This is a genomic window from Methanococcoides sp., assembly GCF_030594565.1.
GTDB classification, from domain to species: Archaea; Halobacteriota; Methanosarcinia; order Methanosarcinales; family Methanosarcinaceae; genus Methanococcoides; species Methanococcoides seepicolus.
Genome location: NZ_JAUVEY010000002.1, coordinates 15,734 through 38,891, shown reverse-complemented (window position 1 = coordinate 38,891; position 23,158 = coordinate 15,734). Strand labels below are relative to the sequence as shown.

Genomic DNA, 23,158 nt, shown 5'->3' with positions numbered 1-23,158 from the left:
CCAAACAACCATCACTCTGCTTTGTCAAGGACCACTTTGATCACTTTGCCATATACAGGCCTTGCAATAAGCACACCGATAAGCACACCAACTATTGTAGTGATAGCAAATCCCCTGAGAGCACCGAATCCCATGACCACCAGAGGTGACATGGCAATTGTCGTTGTCGCTGCAGCTGCAAATATAATAGCAAATGCCTTGGAGATCCTTTCCATATAGACCTTGGTGGATGGAAGCTTGCCTTCATACAGAACTTCATCCGTGATGATCACAAGATGGTCGATACCCGTACCGATAGCCGCAATAATACCAGCTATTGCCGGAAGGTCAAGCTGCCAGTTGATAGCACCGGCAAAACCGAGTATTATTATGACCTCACAGAGAGATGTTCCCACCATAGGCAACAAGATCTCCTTTTGATGGTATCTCCTGAACACCACTGCAGCCACTGCCAACAATGCGAAAAGCCCTGCTAAAGCCACCTGCCTCTTGAACTGATCACCTAATGCTGCATCCACCTGACCGGAGCCCATAAGCACGACATTAACAGGCAACGCACCTGCACGCAAATGTATCTGAAGCTGATCTGCCTGAGTTTTACCATCCTCATCGGCACCCGTAGAAGCCTGCCAGGAATAGATAGGGTGTTCGTTCAGTGCTGAAGCCGCGGAATAGCTCAATGGAGCACCATATACCTCATTGTCATCCAGATACATGTAGAGCAGATGGGAATTAGGATCAGCGATAGCCCCGGTCTCAATGGCAATCTTCTGCAAAGCAAAAGCACCGTCCTCATCGAGAGTGAAAGGAGTGTTCCAGTGACCATCCACCTGAGTGACAATACCCACCTTTTCTATAGAATCACCATAAAGTACATGCACACTTTCATTTCCAGTGGTTTGCATGCGTATCTCGAACTTGCCTGGCTTCTCTACGATCTCCTTTGCCGTAGTAAGATCAGTACCTGCAAAATCGATCAGTATATACTCCTCGCCAACCGTACGCACAGGTATATCCTTAAGACCAAGGGAATTCAGCTTTTCACTAAGGATATCACGCGTCATGTCCCGGGTCTCTGTCCTGACACCTTCCCTGAATATCACATCCCCGTCACTTCCCGTAAGAACATTGCCCCCAACCGGAACCATCAATGTCTGCAATTCTTCCAGAGAGACAGCTGTACGGATCTCGTACTCAACACCATCCCCAACAAAAAGAGGAACAACCTCAGTATTGAGAGCCTTGGAAAGATATTGCATGATAAGGGTTTGTTTGTTAGTGGAAAGCACGATACTGCTTGTATCATCAGAATATGAGATATCGGATCCCCCAAGACCCAAAAGGTCCATCTGGAGGCCAGAGACATATGTACTGGTCGTGAAAGTGACAGTATTGCCATCATTGGAATATCCCTCCCCTTCATCCCCTGTAACACTTATGATCTCTATAGGAGCATCAATCGCAGACTCCACTATTTCGGTCACCAGCATTGAGATGTCGGCATCCAGTTGAGTAACGGCACCCTGCAACTTGATCTGTATCCATGAACCGCCTTCAAGATCAAGACCATAATTAAGATCAGTGTTCAGACCCTCCTCAGCAGAGTAGCCCGGACCTATCATCACAACAGAGAGAACTACAGCCGCGATCAATAACCAGACACGTATATCATTCTTCAATCCTTTCGGAACTTCCTCTTCTCTCATGCCCTTCTCCTCCTTGGAGTACTGCGGCGAACATGCCACCTCAGAATACCAGTGTTAAGTAGCCACGTATTCATCAGATCGGCAGCCAGTCCAAATATAAGGACTATCGCAATGTCGGAAAGCAGATTTATCTGTGAAACAGAAGAGGTCACCAGATAAGAGAAAGTGGAAACAATATACATCACTACCAACGCAGCAAGCGTTGTAGTGGTCATGGTGATACCGGTATGCATCGCACGCCCGATGTTCTCATCAGGACTGCCCCTTCTCTTAAGGACACGAGTGGTCAGCAATATATCACTGTCTACCGAATAACCGATCAGCATCAACAGTGCTGCAACGGTTCCAAGGGACAGCTCGATCCCTACAAGGTTCATAAAACCAATAGCTATGGCAATATCTGAGAATGCGGAGAGCACCACAGCAAGTGATGGTACCGCCGTTCTGAAAATAAGGAACACAACAAGGGCCATACCTATGAACGAAAGACAAAGAGCTATCAAAGCCTGTGTCTGCAATTCCTTACCGTACAATGCACCTATCTGTTTTATCTCCACACTGCTATACTTGGAAGTTATTGCCTTTTCAAGCTCAGACTGAGATTCGCCATCCATCGGGCCGAACTGTAGAATAGCACGGTCTCCGGTCTTACGGGCATCGACAAGGGAATGAGCTGAATATGCAAGCTCAAGGACTTCTGCAGATTCCTGCGTCTCAAAAGCGATCATCGTTCCGCCTTCAAATTCCATCCCAAGCTTCACCGGTGCTCCGGTCGTTGCAAATACGAATCCCGAAACTAAAAGGGAAAGCACCAACACTGCAAGTGGGATCGCGATCAATTTCTTATCATCGCAACTCCGTACAAAAGAGTCAAGATACTCTGTTAAAATGGCTGCCATTCTTAATGCTCCATTATCAAAAATATGTCACAATATAATAATCGATACTATTCTCAGAATCATACACTACAACTTATATATACTACTTGCTATTTTCATTTAACACATGACTGAAAGACCTTCCATAGATGAATATTTCCTGGAGATAGCATCAGTTGTCTCAAAACGTTCCACCTGCCTGAGGAACAAGGTCGGTGCCGTCATCGTAAGGAACAAGAGAATTCTTTCGACCGGCTACAACGGCGCACCAAGCAATATGGAACATTGTCTTGAGATCGGCTGCATAAGACAGCAGAACAATATCGCATCAGGAACCCGCCATGAGAAATGTAGGGCAGTACATGCGGAACAGAACGCCATCATACAGGCAGCCCTTCACGGAGTAGGCATAGGAGGCGCAACAGTGTACTGTACCCACCAGCCATGCATCCTTTGTGCAAAGATGATAATCAATTCCAATATAACCAAGGTAGTATACAGCACTTCATACCCTGACACCGACACTCAGGAATTCTTCGACGCAGCAGGTGTTGAGATGGTGTACATTCCATCTCAGGAATGACGAAGACACTTCAACCCTTTTCTAATAATATCCTCGCCTTCCCGGCGATACATTTCTTTTACAGATACATCATCACTACTGTAAAGGTCAAGCCCCCGTACAATGACCACAGGAGTTCCACCTGCAGCCTCACCCATCAACAGGTTCGCAGCCGAAGCAACCTCATCAGCCACCGCTTCCTCGGTTATCTCAAGCACTTTCCCGAAAAGGTCCTTCTCACCCCTCCAGTCCTTGATAGGGTGGACACCATAGACACCGACCGCAACACCAGTTTGCCCGATCTTAAAGGACCGGCCATTCGTATCAGTGATAATTACGCTGACATCCTTGCCGCATAGCTCAGCAACATGCATTCCAATGGCCTTTGCAGACCCATCCGGATCATGCGGCATCTCCAGGAAATACTTATCCCCCACATTGGAATCATCAATACCAGCGTTTATACTTACATGACCGTTAAGGTTCTCAACAAGCAGAACCGGGAATTCAACGATCTGTTCGACACTGTTGTCAAGTACCACCTGTACAAGCGCAGGATCGGTACCACACTTCTTCGCCATTGCAACAGCACGTTCGGAGGGAATTATCGCACCCTTAAGAACAGTTGCTGCCTCTGATTTTGCAACGATAGTAGATGCAATGACGACCACATCATGCGACTCAAGTTGTGTTCGCTCACATATCATAGCCGCAATATTGTCGCCTTCTTTGATAAGCGGCAGATCATCCACAGTAAAAAGTTCCATCTTCAAAATGTTACCTCGATCAAGATTGTATCGAAAATAATAATAACATGGTAAATAATACTATCCACATAAACGCTATTGCGGCGATGATGAGAGTTACCCCGACCGAGCAAAATATGACGATAAACTCTGACTGATGCCGCAAACTATCATCGGTGGGTAAAAAAGAGAGGAAGATCGATCACTCGATCATGATCTTCGTTTTTTCTTCAGCTTTTGTCTTTGGAAGCGTTATGGTCAATACACCATTTTCCAACTTTGCTTTTGCGCCTTCATCCGAGACCACGGATGGAAGAACAGCAGATCTTGAGAAGCTACTATATGTGCGCTCTTTTTGGACGTAACCTTCCTTTTCAGACTCACTTTCCTTCTTGCACTCTGCATGGATCTCAAGAACATCATCCCTCACACTTATCTCAACATCCTTTTTATCGATTCCCGGAAGATCGGTCGTAACGATAACGTCATTATCTTCTTCCTTGATGTCCATCAGAGGTGCCCTTGTTTTACCTTCGAACCATCCCCCGAAAGGAGAAACTTCTCTGAATAACTGATTGAGGTGTTCCTGTGTCTGCCTGATCTCATCAAACGGATCCCAGCGTGAAACATCAGAGGGACCCCTACGTGCTAAACCGAATTTCATATATATACCACTCCCATAATATTTATGCAATAAAAAATAGCACAGGCGAGAATAAAAGGATGACGGTGTAAAAAAATGATGTGTTGAAAGGATGGAGCAAGAGGCGATTTATGCCTGCTTTGCCCGCTCCATCATGAGCTGAACGAGGTCACAACCCCGCACAATTCCAAGAGAACCTTTTTTCATAGCATCCTCATCGAAACTCTCCACATCGTCGACCTCATTCTCAAGTGTGGAATACATCACGAAAGGAACCGGTTCCGAAGTGTGCGTCCTGAGAGCTATGGGGGTCGGATGGTCAGGAAGAACAACTATAGTGTAATCCTCATCACTTTCTTTTGCAGCACGAAGGACCGTACCCACGACCTTCTCATCGAAATCTTCGACCGCCTGCAACTTAGCTTCAAGATTGCCCATATGCCCTGCCTCATCCGGAGCTTCAACATGGACCACGACAAAGTCCTTATCTTTCAACGATGCCATGGCAAATTCCGCTTTACCCACATAATTGGTATCAAGATATCCGGTAGCTCCGGGAACTTCAATTACATCGAGACCCGCATATATCCCAAGTCCCATGATAAGGTCCACCGCTGAAATGACCGACCCTGTAAGTCCGTAAAGCTCCTCGAACGTACGGAAGCTCGGTGCATAACCCTGCCCCCAGAACCACACGCAATTTCCAGGATTCTTACCCTCTGAGACCCTTTTCTCATTTACGGAATGCCCTTCCAGTATCGGGATGGAGTCCTCGATAAGCTTTCCAAGTATATCACTGCCTTCCCCTTTCGGCATATGATCGTCCTTTTTCCCATCGATAACATCATGAGGAGGAGTACAATCCGCATTTGCCCCAAGGCCATTGGATGCAACAAGGAGATGACGGTAGCTGATACCCGGATAGAATTTCAATTCCTCACTTCCAAGCTCATCATCCACAGCTTCGATAAGCTCCTTTGCTTCCTCACTTGTGATATGACCGGCACTGTGGTCTGCAATAAGGCCATCCTTGACAGTGATAAGATTACACCTGAAAGCCACATCGCTCGCCTCCAATGGAATACCCATGCTTGCAGCTTCAAGGGGAGCACGTCCCGAATAATACAAAGCTGGATCATAACCCATAACAGACATGTTAGCAACATCGCTTCCCGGAGGATAGCCCTCAGGAACATTTATCGCAAGACCCGCAAGACCGTTCTTTGTCATCTGGTCCATGTTCGGAGTGTTTGCTTTCTGTAGGACCGTCCTGCCACCCAACTCTTCCAGCGGATGATCGGCCATCCCATCACCAATGAGAATAATATATTTCAATTATACACCTCTTTTTCATAATAAAAGCCAAAACGACCAAATGAATGTGTCGATAAAGATATAAACCCAATGTTCCCTTTTTTAGCAATGTTAAAATATCTTCGTGAATGGTGAGGTTTAATGAAATATATACATTTTGTAATCATAGGATTTTTTGCCATGCTGTTTGCAATAACCCCTGCAACAGCACTTGACCCGACCGAACCAATAATACACTATTCTGAAAGTGTGATAGATATTGGCACCAAACTTACATTTGACCAAGGATACACCCTGCATATCGTTGACATCAACGAGAACGAGGGAGATATCTGGGTAGAAGTATTGCATGATGGAAAAGTTGTCAAAGATGGAGAAGGGACCGGACAAGAAGATGACCCTTTCGAATACATATTGACCGTTGAAGCAGAAGATGCGGACGAAGAGGACAAGGACTACCTTGTGTTCCGAGTCACGCCAAAGGATATCGTTTCCAAAGACCCTGCCTCTGCAAAGATAAGGATAGAACAGTTCCGCAACCCTGAAGAGAATCTCAATGATCTTTTGATATATGACGATTCAAGGTCGGCCAATGTAGGAGAAGAACTAGATCTGGAAGAAGGATTCTCACTAAAAGCATCCAACTATGACGACGAGGAAGAGACCATCACCATAACACTGGAAAAGAACGGTCACCTCGTCAAAGAGATGAACGACATGGAAAAAGGTGAGATATTCAGCCATTACAAGACAGTTGACGGAGAGATAACAACAATTGTAATTGCGAACATATACGAGTTCTTTGATAGCAGCGAAACTATCGTTTTCCTGAAAGAGGTTTCACAAAGAGAGGATGTCATAATAGAAAATAATGTGGAAATAACGATAGATGTGATCCAAAAAGAAAAACTCGCCATAATCCACTATGAACTTGACAATGATGTATCCGAAATAAAGGTATATGTGGATGATGAGCTGATAGATACCCGCAAAGAAGTAGATGAAGGAAAATACCCAGCGGTCGCAGAAGAAATGGATACAGGAACACATGAGGTAACCATAACCATTGTTTCTGAAGATGGCTCCGTATCTTCAGAGGATAGCTCATTCACTATAGAGAAAAGTAACTCCATAACAGAGACAATAAAAGAGACGAGCTTAGACGTAGAGAACACGACTAAACTCAATGAAGTAATAGAAGACAGCGAGAATATAACTGATGCTGTATCAGAGGTCATTTCAGATTCTGCCGATGATGTAAAAGGATCAAGCGGTTTCAGCTATGTCGTTGTTGCAATACTGATCGCGCTTACCGCATTCTTCTTAAAAAGGGAATTCAGCTGATTCCCTTTTTCACATTGGAAACAATGCCATGATACTGTCGTTCATAATCTTTATATTACACTGCTGTCCTTATAGCCACATTCAAATCAAGCTCAATTTACAAATGTGATCATCTATGAGATATGTAATGAAATTCGGCGGAACATCCATTGCAGATGGAAAGAAGATACGCCATGTTGCACAACTTTTGATAAGCTATAAAGAGGCAGGCAACCAGGTCGTAGCTATCACTTCAGCACTCGGCGGTGTTACTGATGGGCTTCTTACAAACGCAGCGGAAGCATCACAAAAAGGCAAGGTCTCCCAGGTAAAGGAGTTCATGACAGATCTTGCAAAGAAGCACTATGATGCGATCAGTGATGCCATCGATAATGAAAGGATCGCGGATGAGGTTATTGAGACCATCGACATCCGCATCGATGAACTTGAAAAGGCCCTTATAGGCATCTGTTACCTTGGAGAACTGACCCCGCGTTCCATAGATTATATCTCATCCTACGGAGAACGTCTGGCAGTCCCTATAATCAGCGGTTCGATACGTTCCCTGGGCACAGATTCAAAACCATTTACCGGCGGAGAGGCAGGCATCAGCACTACAGATGACTACGGAAACGCCAGACCTCTGGAAAAAAGCTATGCACAGATAAAGGAAACTATCGAGCCCCTTCTGGAGAATTCAATTCCGGTGGTCACAGGTTTCATTGCAGAGGACGAGAATGGCATCATAACCACCCTCGGACGCGGAGGTTCCGATTTTACTGCATCCCTGGTCGGTGCTGCGATCCAGGCAGATGAGATATGGTTATGGAAAGAGGTTCACGGAATCATGACCACTGACCCGAAAATAGTACCGGAAGCATCCACGATATCACAGATATCATACATCGAAGCAATGGAACTATCATATTTCGGTGCCAAGGTACTTCATCCAAGGGCCATAGAGCCTGCTATCATCCATGGCATACCGGTACGTGTAAAGAACACGTTTGACACACAGTTCCCCGGAACCCTCATCGTTGCAGACCAGAATTGCAGTGAAGAGGTAGCAAAAGCAGTGACACTGATAAGAAAGGTAGCAGCCATCAACATATGTGGTGCAGGCATGGTAGGTGCCATTGGTACTGCTGCAAAGATCTTTACCACCCTTGCTAATGCCGGAGTTAACATCATCATGATCAGCCAGAGCTCATCTGAAGCGAACATGTCACTGATCATTGAACAGTCCCATCTTAAAAGGGCCGTCAAAGCTCTGGAGCATGCATTCAATGAAGGTGTTGTCGGAGAGGTCGCATACGATGAAGATGTCTGTGTGGTCGCTGTGGTAGGTGCCGGGATGGACGGCAGCCCAGGAGTTGCAGGGAAGATCTTTGGTGCTCTCGGGAAAGGAAAGATCAACGTAATTATGATAAGCCAGGGTTCATCCCAGCACAACATTTCATTTGTAGTAAAGGAAGAAGATGCAGAAGAAGCGGTGAAAGTTCTGCATCGTGAGTTCGGTCTCGGAAAAAAGAACGGATGCAACTAAAAAGAGGGAATTAAATGAACGAGAAACATCTTACATATGCAGATTCTGGTGTCGACATCGAGAAAGAGGAATCGACAATCAAGGCACTTACAAATGGAATGACCTACAAACGCGAAGGTCTCGGTGCCCCCCTTACAAGCATCGGTCACTACGCAGGACTTATCGATTTCGGCGAATATGCGCTTGCAATGGCAACCGATGGTGTCGGTTCAAAGGTGCTCATAGCAAATGAGATGAAGCGCTGGAACACTGTAGGCATCGATTGCATCGCAATGAACGTCAACGACCTTCTTGCCATCGGTGCAGAACCTATAAGTTTTGTCGATTATCTCGCCCTTGAGAAACACTCTGATGACTTTGCAAGCCAGATAGGTGAAGGACTTGTCAGGGGTGCAGAGATCTCAAGAATGAGCATCGTAGGCGGCGAAACTGCAACCCTGCCGGAGATTGTGAACGGGTTCGACCTTGCTGGCACATGTCTTGGAATGGTCAAGAAAGATGAAGTGATCACCGGCGAGAAAGTTCAGCTTGGAGATGTACTGGTGGGAATTCCTAGCGATGGGGTTCACAGTAACGGTTACACCCTTGTGAGAAATATAATCAAGGAATCAGGACATTCCTATCATGAAGATTTCCCTTACGATACAGAGACCACAATAGGGGACGAGCTTCTCATCCCGACCCGCATTTACATGGAAGTCCTTGATGTGATAAAAGAATGTGACGTTCACGGACTCGCGCACATTACAGGAAGCGGACTTTTGAAACTTAAAAGGGTCACAGACCTTGGTTTTGACTTCACTGCCCCCATAGAGCCAGGAAACATATTCAAGTTCCTGCAGGAAGAAGGCAATGTGGATGAACTTGAGATGTACCGCACATTCAACATGGGAATGGGATTCCTCATTATTCTACCTGAAGCAGATGCTGAAAAGGCTGCAGAGATGACAGGTGGAAAGATAGTCGGAAAGATAGTTGAAAGCGGCATTCGTGTACGCGATCTTGAGATAGTGTGAAATATGGCCTGTATAAACGATATTCCCTATGAGATCCTCCTCAAAGGAGCCACACCCCAGGAATGTGAAGACTTCATCAAGAAAGAATGCGATGAGGTCTATCACGTCAAAGGCGGTTACAAATTACATGGGATCATGCTCCGCGGAGGAAACTCCATACCCATAGGGATAAAGGGAGACGACCTGATATTCCAGTTCATAAAACCATGCAGTGGCCTATACATCCTTAGATATCCTGACGCAAAGGAAGATATCGAACAGCTACGCGATAGCCAGAAATGATCATATCTTCGATCGTTTTGCTTTTTCACTGATATATTTTAGGAATGCTGACGAAGGGAACTCATGGATGGTCGTGGCTATCACCAGCCCATCCCCTATTTCCTTTATTACCAGGACCGCATTTCCTTCACTGTTCTCTATTATGACATTCCCATCAGTCTCTGAATAATAGCCATCACATTCCACGCTTTCCTGAACATCTGCAATACAGGACACCTCGTGGGACGACACCTGCACCAGTCCGACCTCCCCGTGCTTTTCTATATAGGTAAGTTTCATGGGCAACCAATCGTGCCCATATTCAGGCATAAGTGCACCGAACACCACAAGAATACCCCCGGAGCGAACAAATCTCTCAAAGGACCTAGCATTATTCTCTATACCCGGACATATCTTAGTGTATGCAGGATTTGCAAATCCTGTAGGTATGACCACACACTTACAGGGAGGAAGAAAAGGCGTTCCGACAGAAGTCGAAAGAACACGCTGACATTTAAGACCGTTCTCTGTAAAGAGCTTCTCAAAAAGTAAAGGATCGTCCCAAAGTAGCATCACATCTGTCATGAGAAGAACTTATCATGAATCGATTTAACATTTATGGAACTTTGAACTAAAACAAATAAACAAGCGAAGAAAAAAAAGGATAAGTGAGAGTATGAACTCTCACACTGTATTGAGATATCTTTCGATCTCCCAAGGATGTACCTGAATACGATAGGAATCCCATTCAGCCTTTGCGAGACTCAAGACACTATTGATCACATGAGTACCGAGTGCTTCTATTAAGAGCTCATCTTCTGCCAGATACTTTGCAGAATCATTAAGTGTTGATGGAAGGGTTTCGATACCAAAGTCCTTGAGACCTTTATCACTGAGCTCAAAGATGTTCTCTTCTCTGTTATCCCCTGGATCGATCTTGTTCCTTATACCATCAAGACCTGCTGCAAGAACGGCAGCGAAAGTGATGTAAGGGTTGCATGATGGGTCAGGGCTTCTAAGCTCTACACGAGTACCCTTGCCCCTTGCCGCAGGGATACGGATAAGAGAGCTTCTGTTGGCACCAGACCATGCGATGTAGACCGGAGCTTCATATCCAGGAACAAGGCGCTTGTAGGAGTTTACAAGTGGATTGGAAATTGCGGTTATAGCTTTTACGTGTTTGAGAAGACCACCGATAAAGTAGCGTGCTTCATCACTTATCTGCATATCACCATCAGCATCATAGAATATATTCTCGCCATTCTTTGAAAGGGAGAGGTTCACATGCATACCGGAGCCGTTCTCACCAAAGATCGGTTTTGGCATGAAAGTTGCGTGCAATCCGTTGAGCTTCGCGATGGTACGGGTAACATACTTGAAGGTCGTTACGTTGTCAGCGGTTGTAAGGGCATCGCCATACTTGAAATCGATTTCATGCTGACCAAATGCAACTTCGTGGTGTGAAGCTTCGATATCAAATCCAAGGTCCATGAGCGTCAATACGATATCACGACGGATATCCTCTGCAAGGTCTGCCGGTGCAAACTCGAAATACCTGCCAAAGTCGTGAGGAATAGTTGTTGCTTTTCCATCCTGTTTCTCGAAAAGGAAGAACTCGAGTTCAGGGCCCACATTAAGTGAGAATCCCATTTCTTCCGCCTCTTTGATGACCTTTTTGAGTGCGTAGCGTGGATCCCCTACAAAAGGAGTTCCGTCAGGAAGATGGATATCACAGATCATCCTTGCAACGACACCCTTCTTCTGGTTCCATGGAAGGATGGCAAAGGAAGAAACATCCGGTTTTAGAACCATATCAGACTCATTGATACGAACAAACCCTTCAATAGAAGAACCATCGAAGGATATCCCTACACTAAGAGCCTTTTCGATCTGTGTTACAGGAATTTCCACGTCTTTCACGACACCCTGAATGTCCGTGAACTGTAACCTTATGAACTTAACATTGTTACTCTCAATTGCTTTGAGAACATCTTCTTTAGTATTGATATTCATTGCATCACCCACATCATGGATCGTTTTGTGCTGTTTTGATATAGAGTATAATAAGATATTATGCTCTAAAACTTGCCTTTCTATATATATTCTTTTGTTAGAAGAGTAGAAGAGATAAGAAAAAGGGGAACTGAGGATTCTCTTTGAGGGGACGAAATATTTTCGTTTTTATGAATCCAAGATCAAGTTTTGACGGTTGGAACCCTTCAGTTGCCCTTTATCAGAGGATATTCGATATTGTAAGGGATGAGATATATAATCATTGGTGATCAATATTCATGCCAAAACAATATCTTTTTTATTTAAACAAATCTAATGCCAACATCATGCATCTTGTTGCGTATGGCGATATTGATCACCAATGGTGTCAGAGATTCGACCATTCCGGAAGTCTCAAGTGGACCGATATCTAAAGGTCGCATGTTAGAGATATCATTTACAAGTCCGAACACTATTTTCTTCGAATGCATGCAGTTACCACATACCGCAATATCATAATCAAGTTCAATATCAAGGTCTGCAAGTTTCTTTGCAGGAACATTGTGGAATGCGGATACAACTTCAATATCAGATGGTAAAAGTGCTTCGATCTCTGCTGCAGCACTGCCGGCTGCGGGAGTTGTGTAACAGAAGTAATCAGCATTATACTCGGACTTGGAAGCATCGATTGTAATATTTCCATTAACGGTTGGATCCGGCTGTATGTAACAGCGGTCCTTTCCCATAGGAACTACAACTGAAACCACAACCTGGTCCTTGAGGACAGGTGTTATGAGCTCGATCACAGAAGGAACCTGGTCATAACGAATTGCAATGATTATTACATCTGCAACTGCTGCTGCGGATCTGTTGTCCATACCTTCGATCTTGGAATCAAAACCCCTTTCATTCAGGATACGAGTATATTCTTCTGCGACTGTAATAGCTTTCTCAGAATTTCTGGAACCTATCACCACATCATGCATCTGACCCCAGCGCAGGGCAAAGCCTCTACCAATATTGCCAGTTCCACCAAGGATTGCGATCTTCATAATGACCTCTAATCTCCCAAGTTAGTTATATCTTTTTTGATAAGTAGAATGCGATATCCAATGACGAACATTTAGAATTATTGAATATAATACAAATGTTGTAGGACATCACAGGTCTAAAAAGGGAGAAGATTACCCCCTCCCTTCAAACCAAGAGTTATTTTTCGAAAATGTCTACAATGCTTAGTATAACCATCCGCGGTCTGACATTGCTTCAACTACACGGTTGACAGCTACGACATATGCTGCAGTTCTCATGTTGACATTGTATTGCTTGGAAGCTTCGAGAACAGCGTGGTATGCGTTGGTCATCTTTGCGTCAAGTCTGTTGTGGACCCTCTCTATGCTCCAGCGGTACATGTAGAAGTTCTGCACCATCTCGAAGTAAGATACTGTCACACCGCCACCATTACAGAGGAAGTCAGGAATGAGGTGTACGCCTTTCTGGAAAAGCATCTCATCTGCTTCCGGAGTGGTTGGACCATTTGCAAGTTCTGCAACGATCTTTGCTTTGATCTTATCTGCATTCTCGTGTGTGATGACGTGCTCAAGAGCTGCTGGGATAAGTATATCGACATCAAGCTCAAGGATATCTTCGTTGGAGATAGGCTCTGTGCCTGCGAGACCAACAACTGAACCGGTTGCCTTCTTGTGCTCCTGTGCTGCTTCTGCGCTGATACCGTTCATGTTGACGGCTCCGCCGCGGCTGTCACTTACAGCAACGACCTTGCATCCGAAGAGCTCTTCACAGAGAGTTCCAGCGAAATAACCTGCATTACCGTATCCCTGAATTGCGACAGTTGCGTCCTTAAGGTCAAGGCCGATCTCTACTGCTGCTTCACGGACTGCGTAAAGACCACCACGTGCTGTAGCGTCGCCACGACCGAGGGAACCACCAATGCTGAGTGGCTTACCGGTGATGACACCAGCCTGGTTCTTGCCTGCGAACTTGGAGAACTCGTCCATCATCCATGCCATCATCTGTGGATTGGTGTAGACATCAGGAGCAGGTATGTCCTTGTCAGGACCGACGATCATTGAGATGCTTGAAATGAACTTCCTTGAAAGGCGCTCAAGTTCACCCTGGGACATTTCCTTAGGGTTGCAGATAACTCCACCCTTACCTCCACCGAGGGGGATGTCCATAACTGCACATTTCCATGTCATCCATGCTGCAAGTGCCTTGACAGTGTCAACGGTCTCGTCTGGGTGGAAGCGGATACCACCTTTTGTTGGACCTTTTGCATCATTGTACTGTACCCTGAATCCCTGGAAGACCTTGATGCTTCCATCGTCCATGCGGACAGGAAGGGATACATGCATTTCCCTCATTGGGTTCTTCAGGATATCATGGATGCCCTCATCGAGCTCAAGGATATCTGCGCACTTCTGTAACTGCTTTCTTGCATTCTCAAATGGGTTTTGTTCTGCCATTATTTTACCTCACGTTTAGTTTTTTAAATTGTAATAGGCACATATAAAAAAACTTATGCAACCATAATCTTTTTTATTAATATATAGTCATTTTTGCCACCAAGACTGTAACCATTACATCCCGTGGCTTGACAAGGATACTTATTACCGCTATCTAGTATAAGTAAATTGCGTTCCTGCGAACATATGAAAAAATAATATAAATAGAGGAAAACGTCCTATAGCGCTTTATTTTAATAGTCACGTCTTAGAATTACCACCAATTCATCTGAACAGGGCATCCTTTCCCCGACCTTCCAATTACCGGCCTTACATCATAGCCAACATCAAAGAATCCCACAGTGGAAAACCGAGTGTCCAGAACTCCACAACTCCACAACTTGCACCGACACGCCCATCCCTTCGATGCCCCACAGAACCGGGATCTACTATCCTGACACCCCCAACCCCCAGACACAGCCGGTCAGGGGGAATGGAAAGCACCGAATCCAGAGCTTCAAGATTACTGCGTGTATCAGAAAAAAGAAGTAGTTCCAGAAAGGAAATGAAAGCTAACACATAATATAACAGCTATTTGAAGCCTTTTTGCAAACCATTTTGCGTAATACCATACGACCAGAGTACGATAACAAAAGAACAACACATGAAAATTAGACACAGACAAAACGTTATCTTTATATCATCCTACCATGTACTGTACTCTGGCGCATTGTAAGGTCCTTGCATGAGAATATGGCAGAGCCTTTCTGTGATTGTATAGACAACCTCAATGCGGCACATACGATAATGCAATATAAGCCTGACACGAGGGAAACCGGAAGGGACAGCGGGAATCCCAATAGGATGAACTTTCGGAGTTAGTGGGCCAGGTTACAGCATTATCGACATTTTCTAAACACACCTATCGAAGAGTTCTTACTATGGGCACATCTTTTGAAAAAGCTATCAAAGAAACAAAGGATGGTATCGCCATCGACCTGGAAGTTACCCCCGGGTCAAAGAAAGCCTGTTTTCCTGCAGGTTATAACCAGTGGCGGGAACGTATCGAAATCAAACTTACGTCCGCAGCACAGAAAGGGAAGGCCAACGGACAGCTTATAGAGATCGTGGCAGACTTTTTTAACATCAGTTCAAGGGATATTGCAATCGTATCCGGTGCAAAAAGCTCAAAGAAGACAGTGATAATAAATGGAATTGCCCAAACCCAGGCTGTTTTGGCACTTGATAGTGTGTTGATGAAATAGTAAAGACGCTAGTCGATAAAAAGAAACCATTGGAGATATATAGGATTGTCTGTAGATACATGACAATGACACTAACACAAATTCTTAAAGATCCCAATAGTTTTTTTGAAGAGGAGATAAATACCGAAATTGAATTTAAAACTCCCATTCTGATAATGTTATTTATCGGAGCATTAGCTGCCATAAGTGCCATTATCACAGCCCAACAGATATGCGTATTATGCCAGAAGAACTTGCTGTTTTTGGGAGCGTTGGCATTGTACTCGGAGCCATAGGAGCAGTTGCTGGTACACTGATCGCGTGGGTAATATACACAATAATATTCTACCTGTTATCATCTGTTTTTGGTGGACAAGGGGATTTTAAAAGAACACTTGAATTCGTTGCATACGGATTTATACCAACCATTCTTAGCAGCTTACTAACTATTTATGTAATGTCAAGCGTTATTTCAATGGCAGATATGGCCGCACAAGACCCTGCACTTATAAAAGAGACCCTTCTTGCAGACCCGACAATGCAAATGGTCACCATAATAGGAATTATCATCAACCTCTGGAGTGCGAACATCTGGAGATATGGCCTGGTCCACGCAAGGAACATGACCGTAAAGAACGCAACAATAACAGTTATGATCCCAATCGGGATATCAATATTATTCAGCATAAAAAGCCTTATTGGGCTGTAAGTAAAAAAACCGATAATTAAGAATTATCGAATAATAGAAAAGTATTGAACAATTTTAAAAAAATAAGAGGGGGATCATGCCATATGATCCCTGACCATCTGAGCAGTACCCTCGCCATTGAAAGCCTTGATGAAAAGAAGGGTTTCAGCGTAACACATTGCATCAATTGCTTCCAGCGTATCCTCGCTCACTGAATAGATCCTGTCGAAGAACTCCTTGATAGAGAATTTGCTGAACTTGCCAAATAGCTCATTGTCGTTCTTTTCCGGAGCCTTTTCCTTGTAATTTGCAATTGTCCAGTCCCAGATATCCTTGTAGAGTTCCGGCTCATATACCTTGAAAATATCCCAGACTATGTTCTGGTAGAAGGTTGCCACATTGCCCTTTACAATATCACCATGCGGGAAATGATTGTGGATAAGGTCACGTGGAGTACCGGTGATCCCATGCTGTGCGATCCTTACATCGAGATCGTTGTCCTTCAGTGCCTGAGCTACTGCAATGGTCTGCTCGATATCTACAGATACCTGCTCGATGAGGTTGCCGTTAGCATCATAAGTGTTCCCATGAGCACTACCGTTAGCAATTGCCAGGAAGTGAGGATAAACACCGTTCTCGTTCAATGCCTTGATGAAAGTTGCAGCCTCCTCCGGCTGGGTCAGAACTCTGCCATTCTCATCTTCCCTTCCGATCTCGCCGACCTCGACCTCAAGACCATAATCCTTATCGCCCATACCCTCTTTGATGTATAACCCGATTTTTGTTGTTGCATCGATATTGTTCGCAAGTTCTTCACGCAGATTGCCACCCTGGAAATTGAACAGATGGGATGCGTCAATGGCAAAGGAAGTGTAACCAGCCGCGATCTGTGCATCGACAAGCTTTTTCGTAGCCTCGATATCTTCATCAGTACCCTTCTTGATACCGATATGATCCGCATGCAATGCCCACATATCGAACTCGAGCTCTTTTGCGGCATCTCTTGTGATCTTGGAGATCGCAGCAGGAGTCAGACCTGCATAGCCACCTTCCAGATTGCACTCAGATCTTGCCAGCTCAAGAATAAGCGGCGCATCCATTTCTTTTGCTGCTCGCATGATGCCTTTTGTCACAAGGGCTATACGAGGATTTGCAGTCATAATTATCGTGTTCTTATCAAGCAGGCTCTTAAACATAAATGAGCTTGGTATCGGTTCAAAACTGTTATTGGTCATGGGATTACCTTCAAAAGTTCATTAACGTATTTTTGCTATTAGATGTACCTTTCAATTATAATCATTTCTATAGACAAAATGAAACAATGCACATCAATGCACATCAATGCTCAGAAAAGGACAAAACCACAAACTCTAAATATTTAACTCCTAATCCATTAGAGTAAGAAATACGGAGGAAGGAAAATGGAAATGGCCGAACTATTGAAGCTGGAAGATAATCTTACAGCTATGGGTGCAAATGAACTGTATACCTATGCGACCGAAAAATATCCGGAAGTTCCGAACATGGGGCTGGGGAAGAAGAAACTGGTGGTTCGGAGAATACTGAACCATGAAAGGAACAAGATGAACGAAGAAGAGACTGCAGAGTAAACCTTACATTCCTTTTAACTTTTTTTACCATTATATCGTACGGTCAGAGGCCGAACATTGTCAGAAGGATTTTTGATATTACAAACTCGTATATCAAGATAAACAGTACACTGATAACTGCCAGGGCCACCAGTCCAACCGAGGTACAGGTGATCTTGTCCATACATTCTTGCGAACAACAGAATTTCATTAGCATCACGCCCCCATATTATGCTAAAGACATTACCATTTTAAAGAAAGAGTTGAAACTACATCAACGTTTGTGCGAGTGAAAAAATTCCACTTTGTACATAGAGGAGATAGAAAAAGGGAGAGCAGCTCATATCAGAGAAAAAGAAGAGAAGAAAGGAGCATTCGAGAATATCGAACATTCGGAATGCCTTTTAGCATCTCTCTTCAACCAGACTTGTACTAACACCCATCACACGAATACGTGTTTCAAGAGGATGTGCCCATCCATCAGGGATTATCTCCTGTTTCTCTATATCCACACTCACATGCTCGGGGTCCATACCTGCATCCATCATATACTGTATAATGGACTCCCTCCCGGTCTCCGAAGCATACTCGAGTGCTTCTTCATATTCATAGAAGCTCACACGTCCTTTTTCAGAGAATACATAGAACTCCCAGTCAGGTGCTGCCATTGATACCGGCCTCACAAGGAAATCCACCCTGCGAATACCTTTTGCTGCCAGTGCCCCTGTCGCATTCCCCACATTGGAATATTCAGGCACGATGATCTCTGCATCTAATATTGATTGCAGGTCATCAAGGTATGCAATTACAGGACCGCCTATGAGCACGACCGGAATATCCACCTTGAATTTCGTGGGGGACTCGATGTCGAATATCTTACGGATCTCCGCCTTTGGAATTCCTTCAAGGAAGAAAGACATAAGATCGGATGCCATGTTCTTTGCAAATTCCTGCTTTACAAATGATGCAAACTCAAACGCATCACGTTTACACAATGATCCAAGATATTTAGCACCGATCTCAGATGCTTCTACATTATGTTCAGCATAGTTCCCAAGAACATGAAGTGCATCAGTGGGAGTGAAACCTATTGTCTGTATCAGACGTTTCTGCAAAAGCAAGTCCAGATACTTTGAGGAAGGATATTTGTTCATCCTGCTACGCAGCTCTCTCATGGAAGTCGGCTCATCAGAGACCGATCTGAAAACATCCATTTCCTCTGGACTTATGCCTATCGGGTCATAGCCTGTCCTTATGTAAAATTTTGTGGGCTGGAAGTTGATCCCAAGCAAACCCCTTGAAGGCATCGGATTTGCCCTAAGCTGGTCCAGGAAACCGGGATAGAGGTCGGCTGCACGGCAGAGAGGAATTACCCTGCGAGGACCCATATTGACACTATTTTCCTTTACCCAGACATCACTGTCCCCGCCCATTGCAGAGGTCTCCATCTTGATAGCCTTCACCATTGTCTTCCAGCCACCGACAACAGCTCCCGATTCACTCATTTCGGGCACCCCGTTGATTATGACCGAAATATCGGTGCTGGTGCCACCCACATCGATAACGGCACAGGTATCATTCCCTGTCAAAAAGGAAGCACCTACAAGACTGCCTGCCGGGCCTGAAAAGATGGACTCGATCGGTTTTTCAAGTGCACTTCTGATACCAATTACCGAGCCATCACATTTGAGCATGAATATCTTTGCATCCATGCCCCTGCTCCTTATCTCGGATTCCACACTGGTCATGAACTTCTCGGTTACAGGGATCAACTGAGCGTTCAGAAATGCGGTCACTGCCCTCTCGAAAGCACCAAGTTCCTGCGAAAGCTCATGAGCACATACAATAGGAAGACCTGTGGATTCTTTTATGATCTCCTTGACCCTCAATTCATGTTCAGGGTTCCTTATACTGAAATACGAAGATACTGCAAATGCAGCCACCCTGCCCTTGACCCTTTCCGCAAATTCCCGCACAGCATCTTCATCAAGAGATGCAGTGGGGATACCATTGTAATTATGACCGCCCTCGACCTGCACATAGTGTTCGGTTGGAAGGTCCTGGTTCAGTTCATAACTACCCACAAGTATCAAGCCAACCGGGAAGCCCGTCCCTTCCAGAATACTGTTCGTTGACAAAGTGGTGGAAACAGACACCACTTTTATATCTTTCAGGTATTGTTCATCGATCCCATCAATTGCGTTCCTGATACCTCCTAGAGGATCAGGGTATGTCGTAAGCGCTTTGTTCGAAGAGATTATGACTTCATCAGAATCCCTAAGAAGGACTGCATCTGTATAAGTACCGCCTGCATCGATACCGAGACTGTATTTCATTCAAAATGACTCCTTTATGTTATAAATGAAAGTTTTTGTTCACTTCGGCTAATATAACCAAAACTATTGATAAAGAAAAAAATAACAGTACTTAAGCGTATCGTATTTGCATATCACTGTTAACTTTGAAAAACCGAATAAAGAGACGTTAAAAAGAGATAATCTGTTTTTAGATATAAACCTTATGCCATTTTTTAACTCTTATATTAGGCTTTTAAGGACCAAGGTCCAAGATTGTCTTGAACATATTTTCATAAATATATTGAGCTCGTAGTCGATTTATATAAATACATCGGCTTACATAGAGGATTCTGACGATAAATCGATAAGAGTGGGATAATCGAGTGGAAAATATGAAAAATGAGGACTTTTCGTGGGAAAATCACGAGTTAAAGGAATCTGATAGCGTCGGGAATATAGTAACAATTCCTGCGTTCGAGGGCACAGAAATACCTGAGAAGGGTCCACCCATACATAAGGAACAGCCGATAGAAGATACGATGAGAAATGATTTCAAAGAGCGTATTAGCATGATGCCATCCGATCATCGCTGTAAAAAAGAGTGACGAACATCAATCGCCACACTTTTTGTGGTCATATATCCCATATGCCATCAACGGAAGTAACAACAGTGCAAACCCGGTCTTCACTTCTTCGGGCATGACATCGCTCGCGCTTCCGACTATGGACAAAGCATCAATGTCCAGATATGAATAGACCATATCAAGAAGCAGACCACCCACAACTGCACAAACTGCAATTGAAGCCAGATAAACACCTGTCGATCTCCTGCCCAGATACTTCAGGACCATTGTAATAGTAGCTGCATTCGTTGCAGGCCCTGCAAGCAGGAAAACGAACGCTGCTCCGGGACTCATGCCCTTTGCAATAAGAACCGCTGCAAGAGGGGTCGAAGCGGTCGCACAGATGTAAAGGGGAATACCTACAACAATTGCAAGGAGCATCGAGACCATACCACCCCCAAGATGGGAACCAACGAGCTCCTCAGGTACCAGATATGTGATGATACCTGCAAGAACAATACCAATGATAAGCCAGTAGCTTATATCACCAAGCAGTTCCACGTATGCATACCTGATACCGGAGATGACCCTTCCGGAAAAGGTATCAGTATTTTCAGTTCCCGTAGACCCACATGAGTTACAACCACAGGAGGAGGAAAGAGCGGAGGAAGGTGTCGGTAATGAAGCCATTTCCAATATGTTCGTTGTCGGTCTTTTTTCAACATCTTTGCCTGAAACATGCTTAGGGGAGCGTAGAAGGTCTTCGGCGATCCCTGCCACCAATGCAGTAATGAAAGTCGCGATCGGCCGGAATATTGTCATTATGGGGTCGAGAAGGGCGTATGTGATGGCTATGGAATCCACACCTGTCTGGGGAGTGGATATCAAAAAAGACAAGGTTGCCCCATTTGTTGCACCTCTTTTTTTCAAGGACAGTGCTGCAGGGACCACCCCACAGGAACATAACGGCAGAGGCACACCGATCAGTGAAGCATTCAGTACTGAACGGAACTTCCCGGCGGAATGGCCCAGATATTGCATTATCTTTTCATCCGGTACAAAGACATGCAAGATCCCTGCAACTCCAAATCCCAGTAAAAGATAAGGTGCTGCTTCTGCAAGGACGTTCCAGGAACTTAAGCCGATACCAATGAGAATCTCCAGAATGGTTTCCAGGTAGGTCATTGAACACACCCCACAGCGTGACTGCGGGATAGTTCGAGCAGTGCTCTTACGTGCTCATCAGCAACTGAATAAACTGCAAAACGCCCGTCTTTCCTGACCCTGACAAGGTCAAGCTGGCGAAGAGTGCGAAGATTGTGAGAGATGGCAGATTGAGTCATCCCCAGGGCATGCTCCAGTTCACATACACACATGTCCTTCTCAAGGAGAAGGTACATTGTTGTTAATCGGGGTTCCGATTGTAAAGCATGGAATATATTGGATATCCTCAGTATCGCATCCTCATCTGGAAGATGAGAGACTATCGCATCAATGGCATCTTTATCAACACGCTCACAGGAAGCATCGCTTTGCATGAACGTATGAACATATGCTCATGCATATAATACTAATGCCGTCACACCCAGAACGACCGAACAGACCAAAACATCACGTGCGGTCATTTTCAGCTCGAACAAAGAGGTGCGAAAATTTCCCTGATAGCACCTGCTTTCCATTGCCATCGCCACATCATCGGCCATTCTCATGGAACCTTTCAATACCGGTATTGCAAGCGAAAGGGTCCCAGAGATGGGATTACGCCTGTACTTTGAACCACGCGACAGCTGGGAATCCTTTATCTGCCCCGCATACCACAGCAGATGAGGCACAAAATAAAGGGCTAGAGACATCATAGTCGCTATCTCGAAAGAGGTCACACCCACCCGCCTCAAAGGAAGCGGACGAAGTATTCTTTCAATCCCGGCAGTTATCACCGCCGGTCTTGTGGTCGAGGTCAACAAAGAGCCATAGAGAATTAAGAGGACGAACCTTACGGTGACCAACGAACCTTTCAAGAGCCCCTCATAGGTTGGTGAGAATTGAGAATTGAACAAAGCCGCACCTTCGGTGAAGAAGGAATGGATCAGGAAAATAAAGACAAAGATAGGTAACAACGGCCGAACTGACATTATACCCGATAAGCCGGAACCTGCGAGGATCGTAAGCCCTACAAAAAGCAATGCAAATACGAGGAGATCAACAAGGGCAGATGATTTGAATATGAGAATACTTAGACACATTACCGAAAATATCTTGACACGCGGATCAAGTCCGTGAAGGATCGACTTGCCTGCAACATAGGAGAATAAGAAACCTTCCACC

At 44.8% G+C, this 23,158-nt stretch carries 24 protein-coding genes; 9 read left to right on the top strand and 15 right to left on the bottom strand.

Annotated elements, in window-relative coordinates; genetic code table 11:
* Positions 1–11: 11 nt before the first annotated feature.
* Together QAS77_RS00460 and QAS77_RS00455 are read right to left on the bottom strand one after the other, a co-directional pair.
* Entirely contained in the window at positions 12–1,706 is a 1,695-nt protein-coding gene (locus QAS77_RS00460; RefSeq protein ID WP_305063752.1) for a preprotein translocase subunit SecD, read from the bottom strand.
* A complete protein-coding gene (locus QAS77_RS00455; protein ID WP_305063751.1) occupies positions 1,703–2,605 on the bottom strand; it encodes a protein translocase subunit SecF in 903 nt (300 codons plus the stop codon). Before QAS77_RS00455 ends, QAS77_RS00460 begins: the two co-directional genes overlap by 4 nt.
* A gap of 106 nt (positions 2,606–2,711) precedes the next feature.
* Between QAS77_RS00455 and QAS77_RS00450 the strand changes: the two genes are divergently transcribed.
* Complete coding sequence (locus tag QAS77_RS00450) at positions 2,712–3,167, top strand: deoxycytidylate deaminase (RefSeq protein WP_250866883.1); 456 nt, start codon at positions 2,712–2,714, stop codon at positions 3,165–3,167.
* On the opposite strand, the gene QAS77_RS00445 is transcribed toward QAS77_RS00450, so the two are convergent.
* From QAS77_RS00445 to QAS77_RS00435, 3 genes are all read right to left on the bottom strand, one after another.
* Positions 3,158–3,919, bottom strand: a complete 762-nt coding sequence (locus QAS77_RS00445) for a coenzyme F420-0:L-glutamate ligase (RefSeq protein ID WP_442920349.1) — start codon at positions 3,917–3,919, stop codon at positions 3,158–3,160. The two genes, QAS77_RS00450 and QAS77_RS00445, sit on opposite strands and share 10 nt — an antisense overlap.
* Positions 3,920–4,094: 175 nt before the next feature.
* Positions 4,095–4,556, bottom strand: coding sequence for an Hsp20/alpha crystallin family protein (locus tag QAS77_RS00440; RefSeq protein WP_305063750.1), 462 nt, complete (start codon positions 4,554–4,556; stop codon positions 4,095–4,097).
* Positions 4,557–4,664: 108 nt separating this feature from the next.
* A complete protein-coding gene (locus QAS77_RS00435) occupies positions 4,665–5,870 on the bottom strand; it encodes a cofactor-independent phosphoglycerate mutase (RefSeq protein WP_305063749.1) in 1,206 nt (401 codons plus the stop codon).
* Positions 5,871–5,990: 120 nt separating this feature from the next.
* On the opposite strand from QAS77_RS00435, the gene QAS77_RS00430 reads away from it, so the two are divergent.
* From QAS77_RS00430 to QAS77_RS00415, 4 genes are all read left to right on the top strand, one after another.
* Positions 5,991–7,193 carry a hypothetical protein gene (locus QAS77_RS00430; RefSeq protein WP_305063748.1) on the top strand — a complete coding sequence of 401 codons (1,203 nt, stop codon included), beginning with the start codon at positions 5,991–5,993 and terminating at the stop codon, positions 7,191–7,193.
* Between the two features lie 127 nt (positions 7,194–7,320).
* A complete protein-coding gene (locus tag QAS77_RS00425; RefSeq protein WP_305063747.1) occupies positions 7,321–8,718 on the top strand; it encodes an aspartate kinase in 1,398 nt (465 codons plus the stop codon).
* A 14-nt stretch (positions 8,719–8,732) separates the two neighbouring features.
* Positions 8,733–9,734, top strand: a complete 1,002-nt coding sequence (gene purM / locus QAS77_RS00420) for a phosphoribosylformylglycinamidine cyclo-ligase (protein WP_250866888.1) — start codon at positions 8,733–8,735, stop codon at positions 9,732–9,734.
* 3 nt (positions 9,735–9,737) lie between these two features.
* On the top strand, positions 9,738–10,016 hold the full coding sequence (locus tag QAS77_RS00415; RefSeq protein WP_250866889.1) for a DUF1894 domain-containing protein: 279 nt from the start codon (positions 9,738–9,740) through the stop codon (positions 10,014–10,016).
* On the opposite strand, the gene QAS77_RS00410 is transcribed toward QAS77_RS00415, so the two are convergent.
* The 5 genes from QAS77_RS00410 to QAS77_RS00390 all read right to left on the bottom strand — a co-directional run bounded on the left by QAS77_RS00410 (position 10,017) and on the right by QAS77_RS00390 (position 15,031).
* A complete protein-coding gene (locus QAS77_RS00410) occupies positions 10,017–10,580 on the bottom strand; it encodes a hypothetical protein (RefSeq protein ID WP_305063746.1) in 564 nt (187 codons plus the stop codon). It lies immediately after the preceding gene.
* 99 nt (positions 10,581–10,679) lie between these two features.
* Positions 10,680–12,008 carry a type I glutamate--ammonia ligase gene (gene glnA / locus QAS77_RS00405; RefSeq protein WP_305063745.1) on the bottom strand — a complete coding sequence of 443 codons (1,329 nt, stop codon included), beginning with the start codon at positions 12,006–12,008 and terminating at the stop codon, positions 10,680–10,682.
* A gap of 302 nt (positions 12,009–12,310) precedes the next feature.
* Entirely contained in the window at positions 12,311–13,039 is a 729-nt protein-coding gene (locus QAS77_RS00400; protein WP_305063744.1) for an NAD(P)-binding domain-containing protein, read from the bottom strand.
* Between the two features lie 183 nt (positions 13,040–13,222).
* Entirely contained in the window at positions 13,223–14,473 is a 1,251-nt protein-coding gene (locus tag QAS77_RS00395) for a Glu/Leu/Phe/Val family dehydrogenase (protein ID WP_305063743.1), read from the bottom strand.
* A gap of 309 nt (positions 14,474–14,782) precedes the next feature.
* Positions 14,783–15,031, bottom strand: a complete 249-nt coding sequence (locus tag QAS77_RS00390) for a hypothetical protein (protein ID WP_305063742.1) — start codon at positions 15,029–15,031, stop codon at positions 14,783–14,785.
* 362 nt (positions 15,032–15,393) lie between these two features.
* Here QAS77_RS00390 and QAS77_RS00385 point away from each other — a divergent pair, with 362 nt between their 5' ends.
* Positions 15,394–15,717 (top strand): DUF167 domain-containing protein, encoded by a 324-nt coding sequence (locus QAS77_RS00385; RefSeq protein WP_250866896.1) that lies wholly within the window; start codon positions 15,394–15,396, stop codon positions 15,715–15,717.
* Between the two features lie 211 nt (positions 15,718–15,928).
* Complete coding sequence (locus QAS77_RS00380; RefSeq protein WP_305063741.1) at positions 15,929–16,405, top strand: Yip1 family protein; 477 nt, start codon at positions 15,929–15,931, stop codon at positions 16,403–16,405.
* Between the two features lie 74 nt (positions 16,406–16,479).
* On the opposite strand, the gene QAS77_RS00375 is transcribed toward QAS77_RS00380, so the two are convergent.
* Positions 16,480–17,619, bottom strand: a complete 1,140-nt coding sequence (locus tag QAS77_RS00375) for a class II fructose-bisphosphate aldolase (protein ID WP_250866898.1) — start codon at positions 17,617–17,619, stop codon at positions 16,480–16,482.
* Between the two features lie 186 nt (positions 17,620–17,805).
* Between QAS77_RS00375 and QAS77_RS00370 the strand changes: the two genes are divergently transcribed.
* Complete coding sequence (locus QAS77_RS00370; protein WP_250866899.1) at positions 17,806–17,994, top strand: hypothetical protein; 189 nt, start codon at positions 17,806–17,808, stop codon at positions 17,992–17,994.
* 383 nt (positions 17,995–18,377) lie between these two features.
* Here QAS77_RS00370 and QAS77_RS00365 read toward each other — a convergent pair whose 3' ends face one another.
* Positions 18,378–20,309 carry a hydantoinase/oxoprolinase family protein gene (locus QAS77_RS00365; RefSeq protein ID WP_305063740.1) on the bottom strand — a complete coding sequence of 644 codons (1,932 nt, stop codon included), beginning with the start codon at positions 20,307–20,309 and terminating at the stop codon, positions 18,378–18,380.
* A gap of 344 nt (positions 20,310–20,653) precedes the next feature.
* Here QAS77_RS00365 and QAS77_RS00360 point away from each other — a divergent pair, with 344 nt between their 5' ends.
* Complete coding sequence (locus QAS77_RS00360) at positions 20,654–20,875, top strand: hypothetical protein (RefSeq protein ID WP_250867089.1); 222 nt, start codon at positions 20,654–20,656, stop codon at positions 20,873–20,875.
* A gap of 6 nt (positions 20,876–20,881) precedes the next feature.
* On the opposite strand, the gene QAS77_RS00355 is transcribed toward QAS77_RS00360, so the two are convergent.
* The 3 genes from QAS77_RS00355 to QAS77_RS00345 are packed head-to-tail and all read right to left on the bottom strand — an operon-like array spanning position 20,882 to position 23,157.
* Positions 20,882–22,018, bottom strand: a complete 1,137-nt coding sequence (locus QAS77_RS00355; protein ID WP_305063739.1) for an SO_0444 family Cu/Zn efflux transporter — start codon at positions 22,016–22,018, stop codon at positions 20,882–20,884.
* On the bottom strand, positions 22,015–22,371 hold the full coding sequence (locus QAS77_RS00350; protein WP_250867087.1) for an ArsR/SmtB family transcription factor: 357 nt from the start codon (positions 22,369–22,371) through the stop codon (positions 22,015–22,017). The genes QAS77_RS00355 and QAS77_RS00350 overlap by 4 nt, the downstream gene beginning before the upstream one ends.
* Before the next feature lie 18 nt (positions 22,372–22,389).
* A complete protein-coding gene (locus QAS77_RS00345; RefSeq protein WP_250867086.1) occupies positions 22,390–23,157 on the bottom strand; it encodes an energy-coupling factor transporter transmembrane component T family protein in 768 nt (255 codons plus the stop codon).
* Position 23,158: the final 1 nt, after the last annotated feature.

Excerpts from the sequence above, each read along its gene's own strand:
- QAS77_RS00370 (WP_250866899.1), top strand. The coding sequence starts at position 17,806 with ATGGAAATGGCCGAACTATTGAAGCTGGAAGATAATCTTACAGCTATG.
- QAS77_RS00395 (WP_305063743.1), bottom strand. The coding sequence starts at position 14,473 with ATGGCAGAACAAAACCCATTTGAGAATGCAAGAAAGCAGTTACAGAAG.
- QAS77_RS00415 (WP_250866889.1), top strand. The coding sequence starts at position 9,738 with ATGGCCTGTATAAACGATATTCCCTATGAGATCCTCCTCAAAGGAGCC.
- QAS77_RS00365 (WP_305063740.1), bottom strand. The coding sequence starts at position 20,309 with ATGAAATACAGTCTCGGTATCGATGCAGGCGGTACTTATACAGATGCA.
- QAS77_RS00385 (WP_250866896.1), top strand. The coding sequence starts at position 15,394 with ATGGGCACATCTTTTGAAAAAGCTATCAAAGAAACAAAGGATGGTATC.
- QAS77_RS00410 (WP_305063746.1), bottom strand. The coding sequence starts at position 10,580 with ATGACAGATGTGATGCTACTTTGGGACGATCCTTTACTTTTTGAGAAG.
- QAS77_RS00440 (WP_305063750.1), bottom strand. The coding sequence starts at position 4,556 with ATGAAATTCGGTTTAGCACGTAGGGGTCCCTCTGATGTTTCACGCTGG.
- QAS77_RS00425 (WP_305063747.1), top strand. The coding sequence starts at position 7,321 with ATGAAATTCGGCGGAACATCCATTGCAGATGGAAAGAAGATACGCCAT.
- QAS77_RS00400 (WP_305063744.1), bottom strand. The coding sequence starts at position 13,039 with ATGAAGATCGCAATCCTTGGTGGAACTGGCAATATTGGTAGAGGCTTT.
- glnA (WP_305063745.1), bottom strand. The coding sequence starts at position 12,008 with ATGAATATCAATACTAAAGAAGATGTTCTCAAAGCAATTGAGAGTAAC.
- QAS77_RS00375 (WP_250866898.1), bottom strand. The coding sequence starts at position 17,619 with ATGACCAATAACAGTTTTGAACCGATACCAAGCTCATTTATGTTTAAG.
- QAS77_RS00430 (WP_305063748.1), top strand. The coding sequence starts at position 5,991 with ATGAAATATATACATTTTGTAATCATAGGATTTTTTGCCATGCTGTTT.
- QAS77_RS00455 (WP_305063751.1), bottom strand. The coding sequence starts at position 2,605 with ATGGCAGCCATTTTAACAGAGTATCTTGACTCTTTTGTACGGAGTTGC.
- QAS77_RS00350 (WP_250867087.1), bottom strand. The coding sequence starts at position 22,371 with ATGCAAAGCGATGCTTCCTGTGAGCGTGTTGATAAAGATGCCATTGAT.
- QAS77_RS00380 (WP_305063741.1), top strand. The coding sequence starts at position 15,929 with ATGCGTATTATGCCAGAAGAACTTGCTGTTTTTGGGAGCGTTGGCATT.
- QAS77_RS00450 (WP_250866883.1), top strand. The coding sequence starts at position 2,712 with ATGACTGAAAGACCTTCCATAGATGAATATTTCCTGGAGATAGCATCA.
- purM (WP_250866888.1), top strand. The coding sequence starts at position 8,733 with ATGAACGAGAAACATCTTACATATGCAGATTCTGGTGTCGACATCGAG.
- QAS77_RS00355 (WP_305063739.1), bottom strand. The coding sequence starts at position 22,018 with ATGACCTACCTGGAAACCATTCTGGAGATTCTCATTGGTATCGGCTTA.
- QAS77_RS00460 (WP_305063752.1), bottom strand. The coding sequence starts at position 1,706 with ATGAGAGAAGAGGAAGTTCCGAAAGGATTGAAGAATGATATACGTGTC.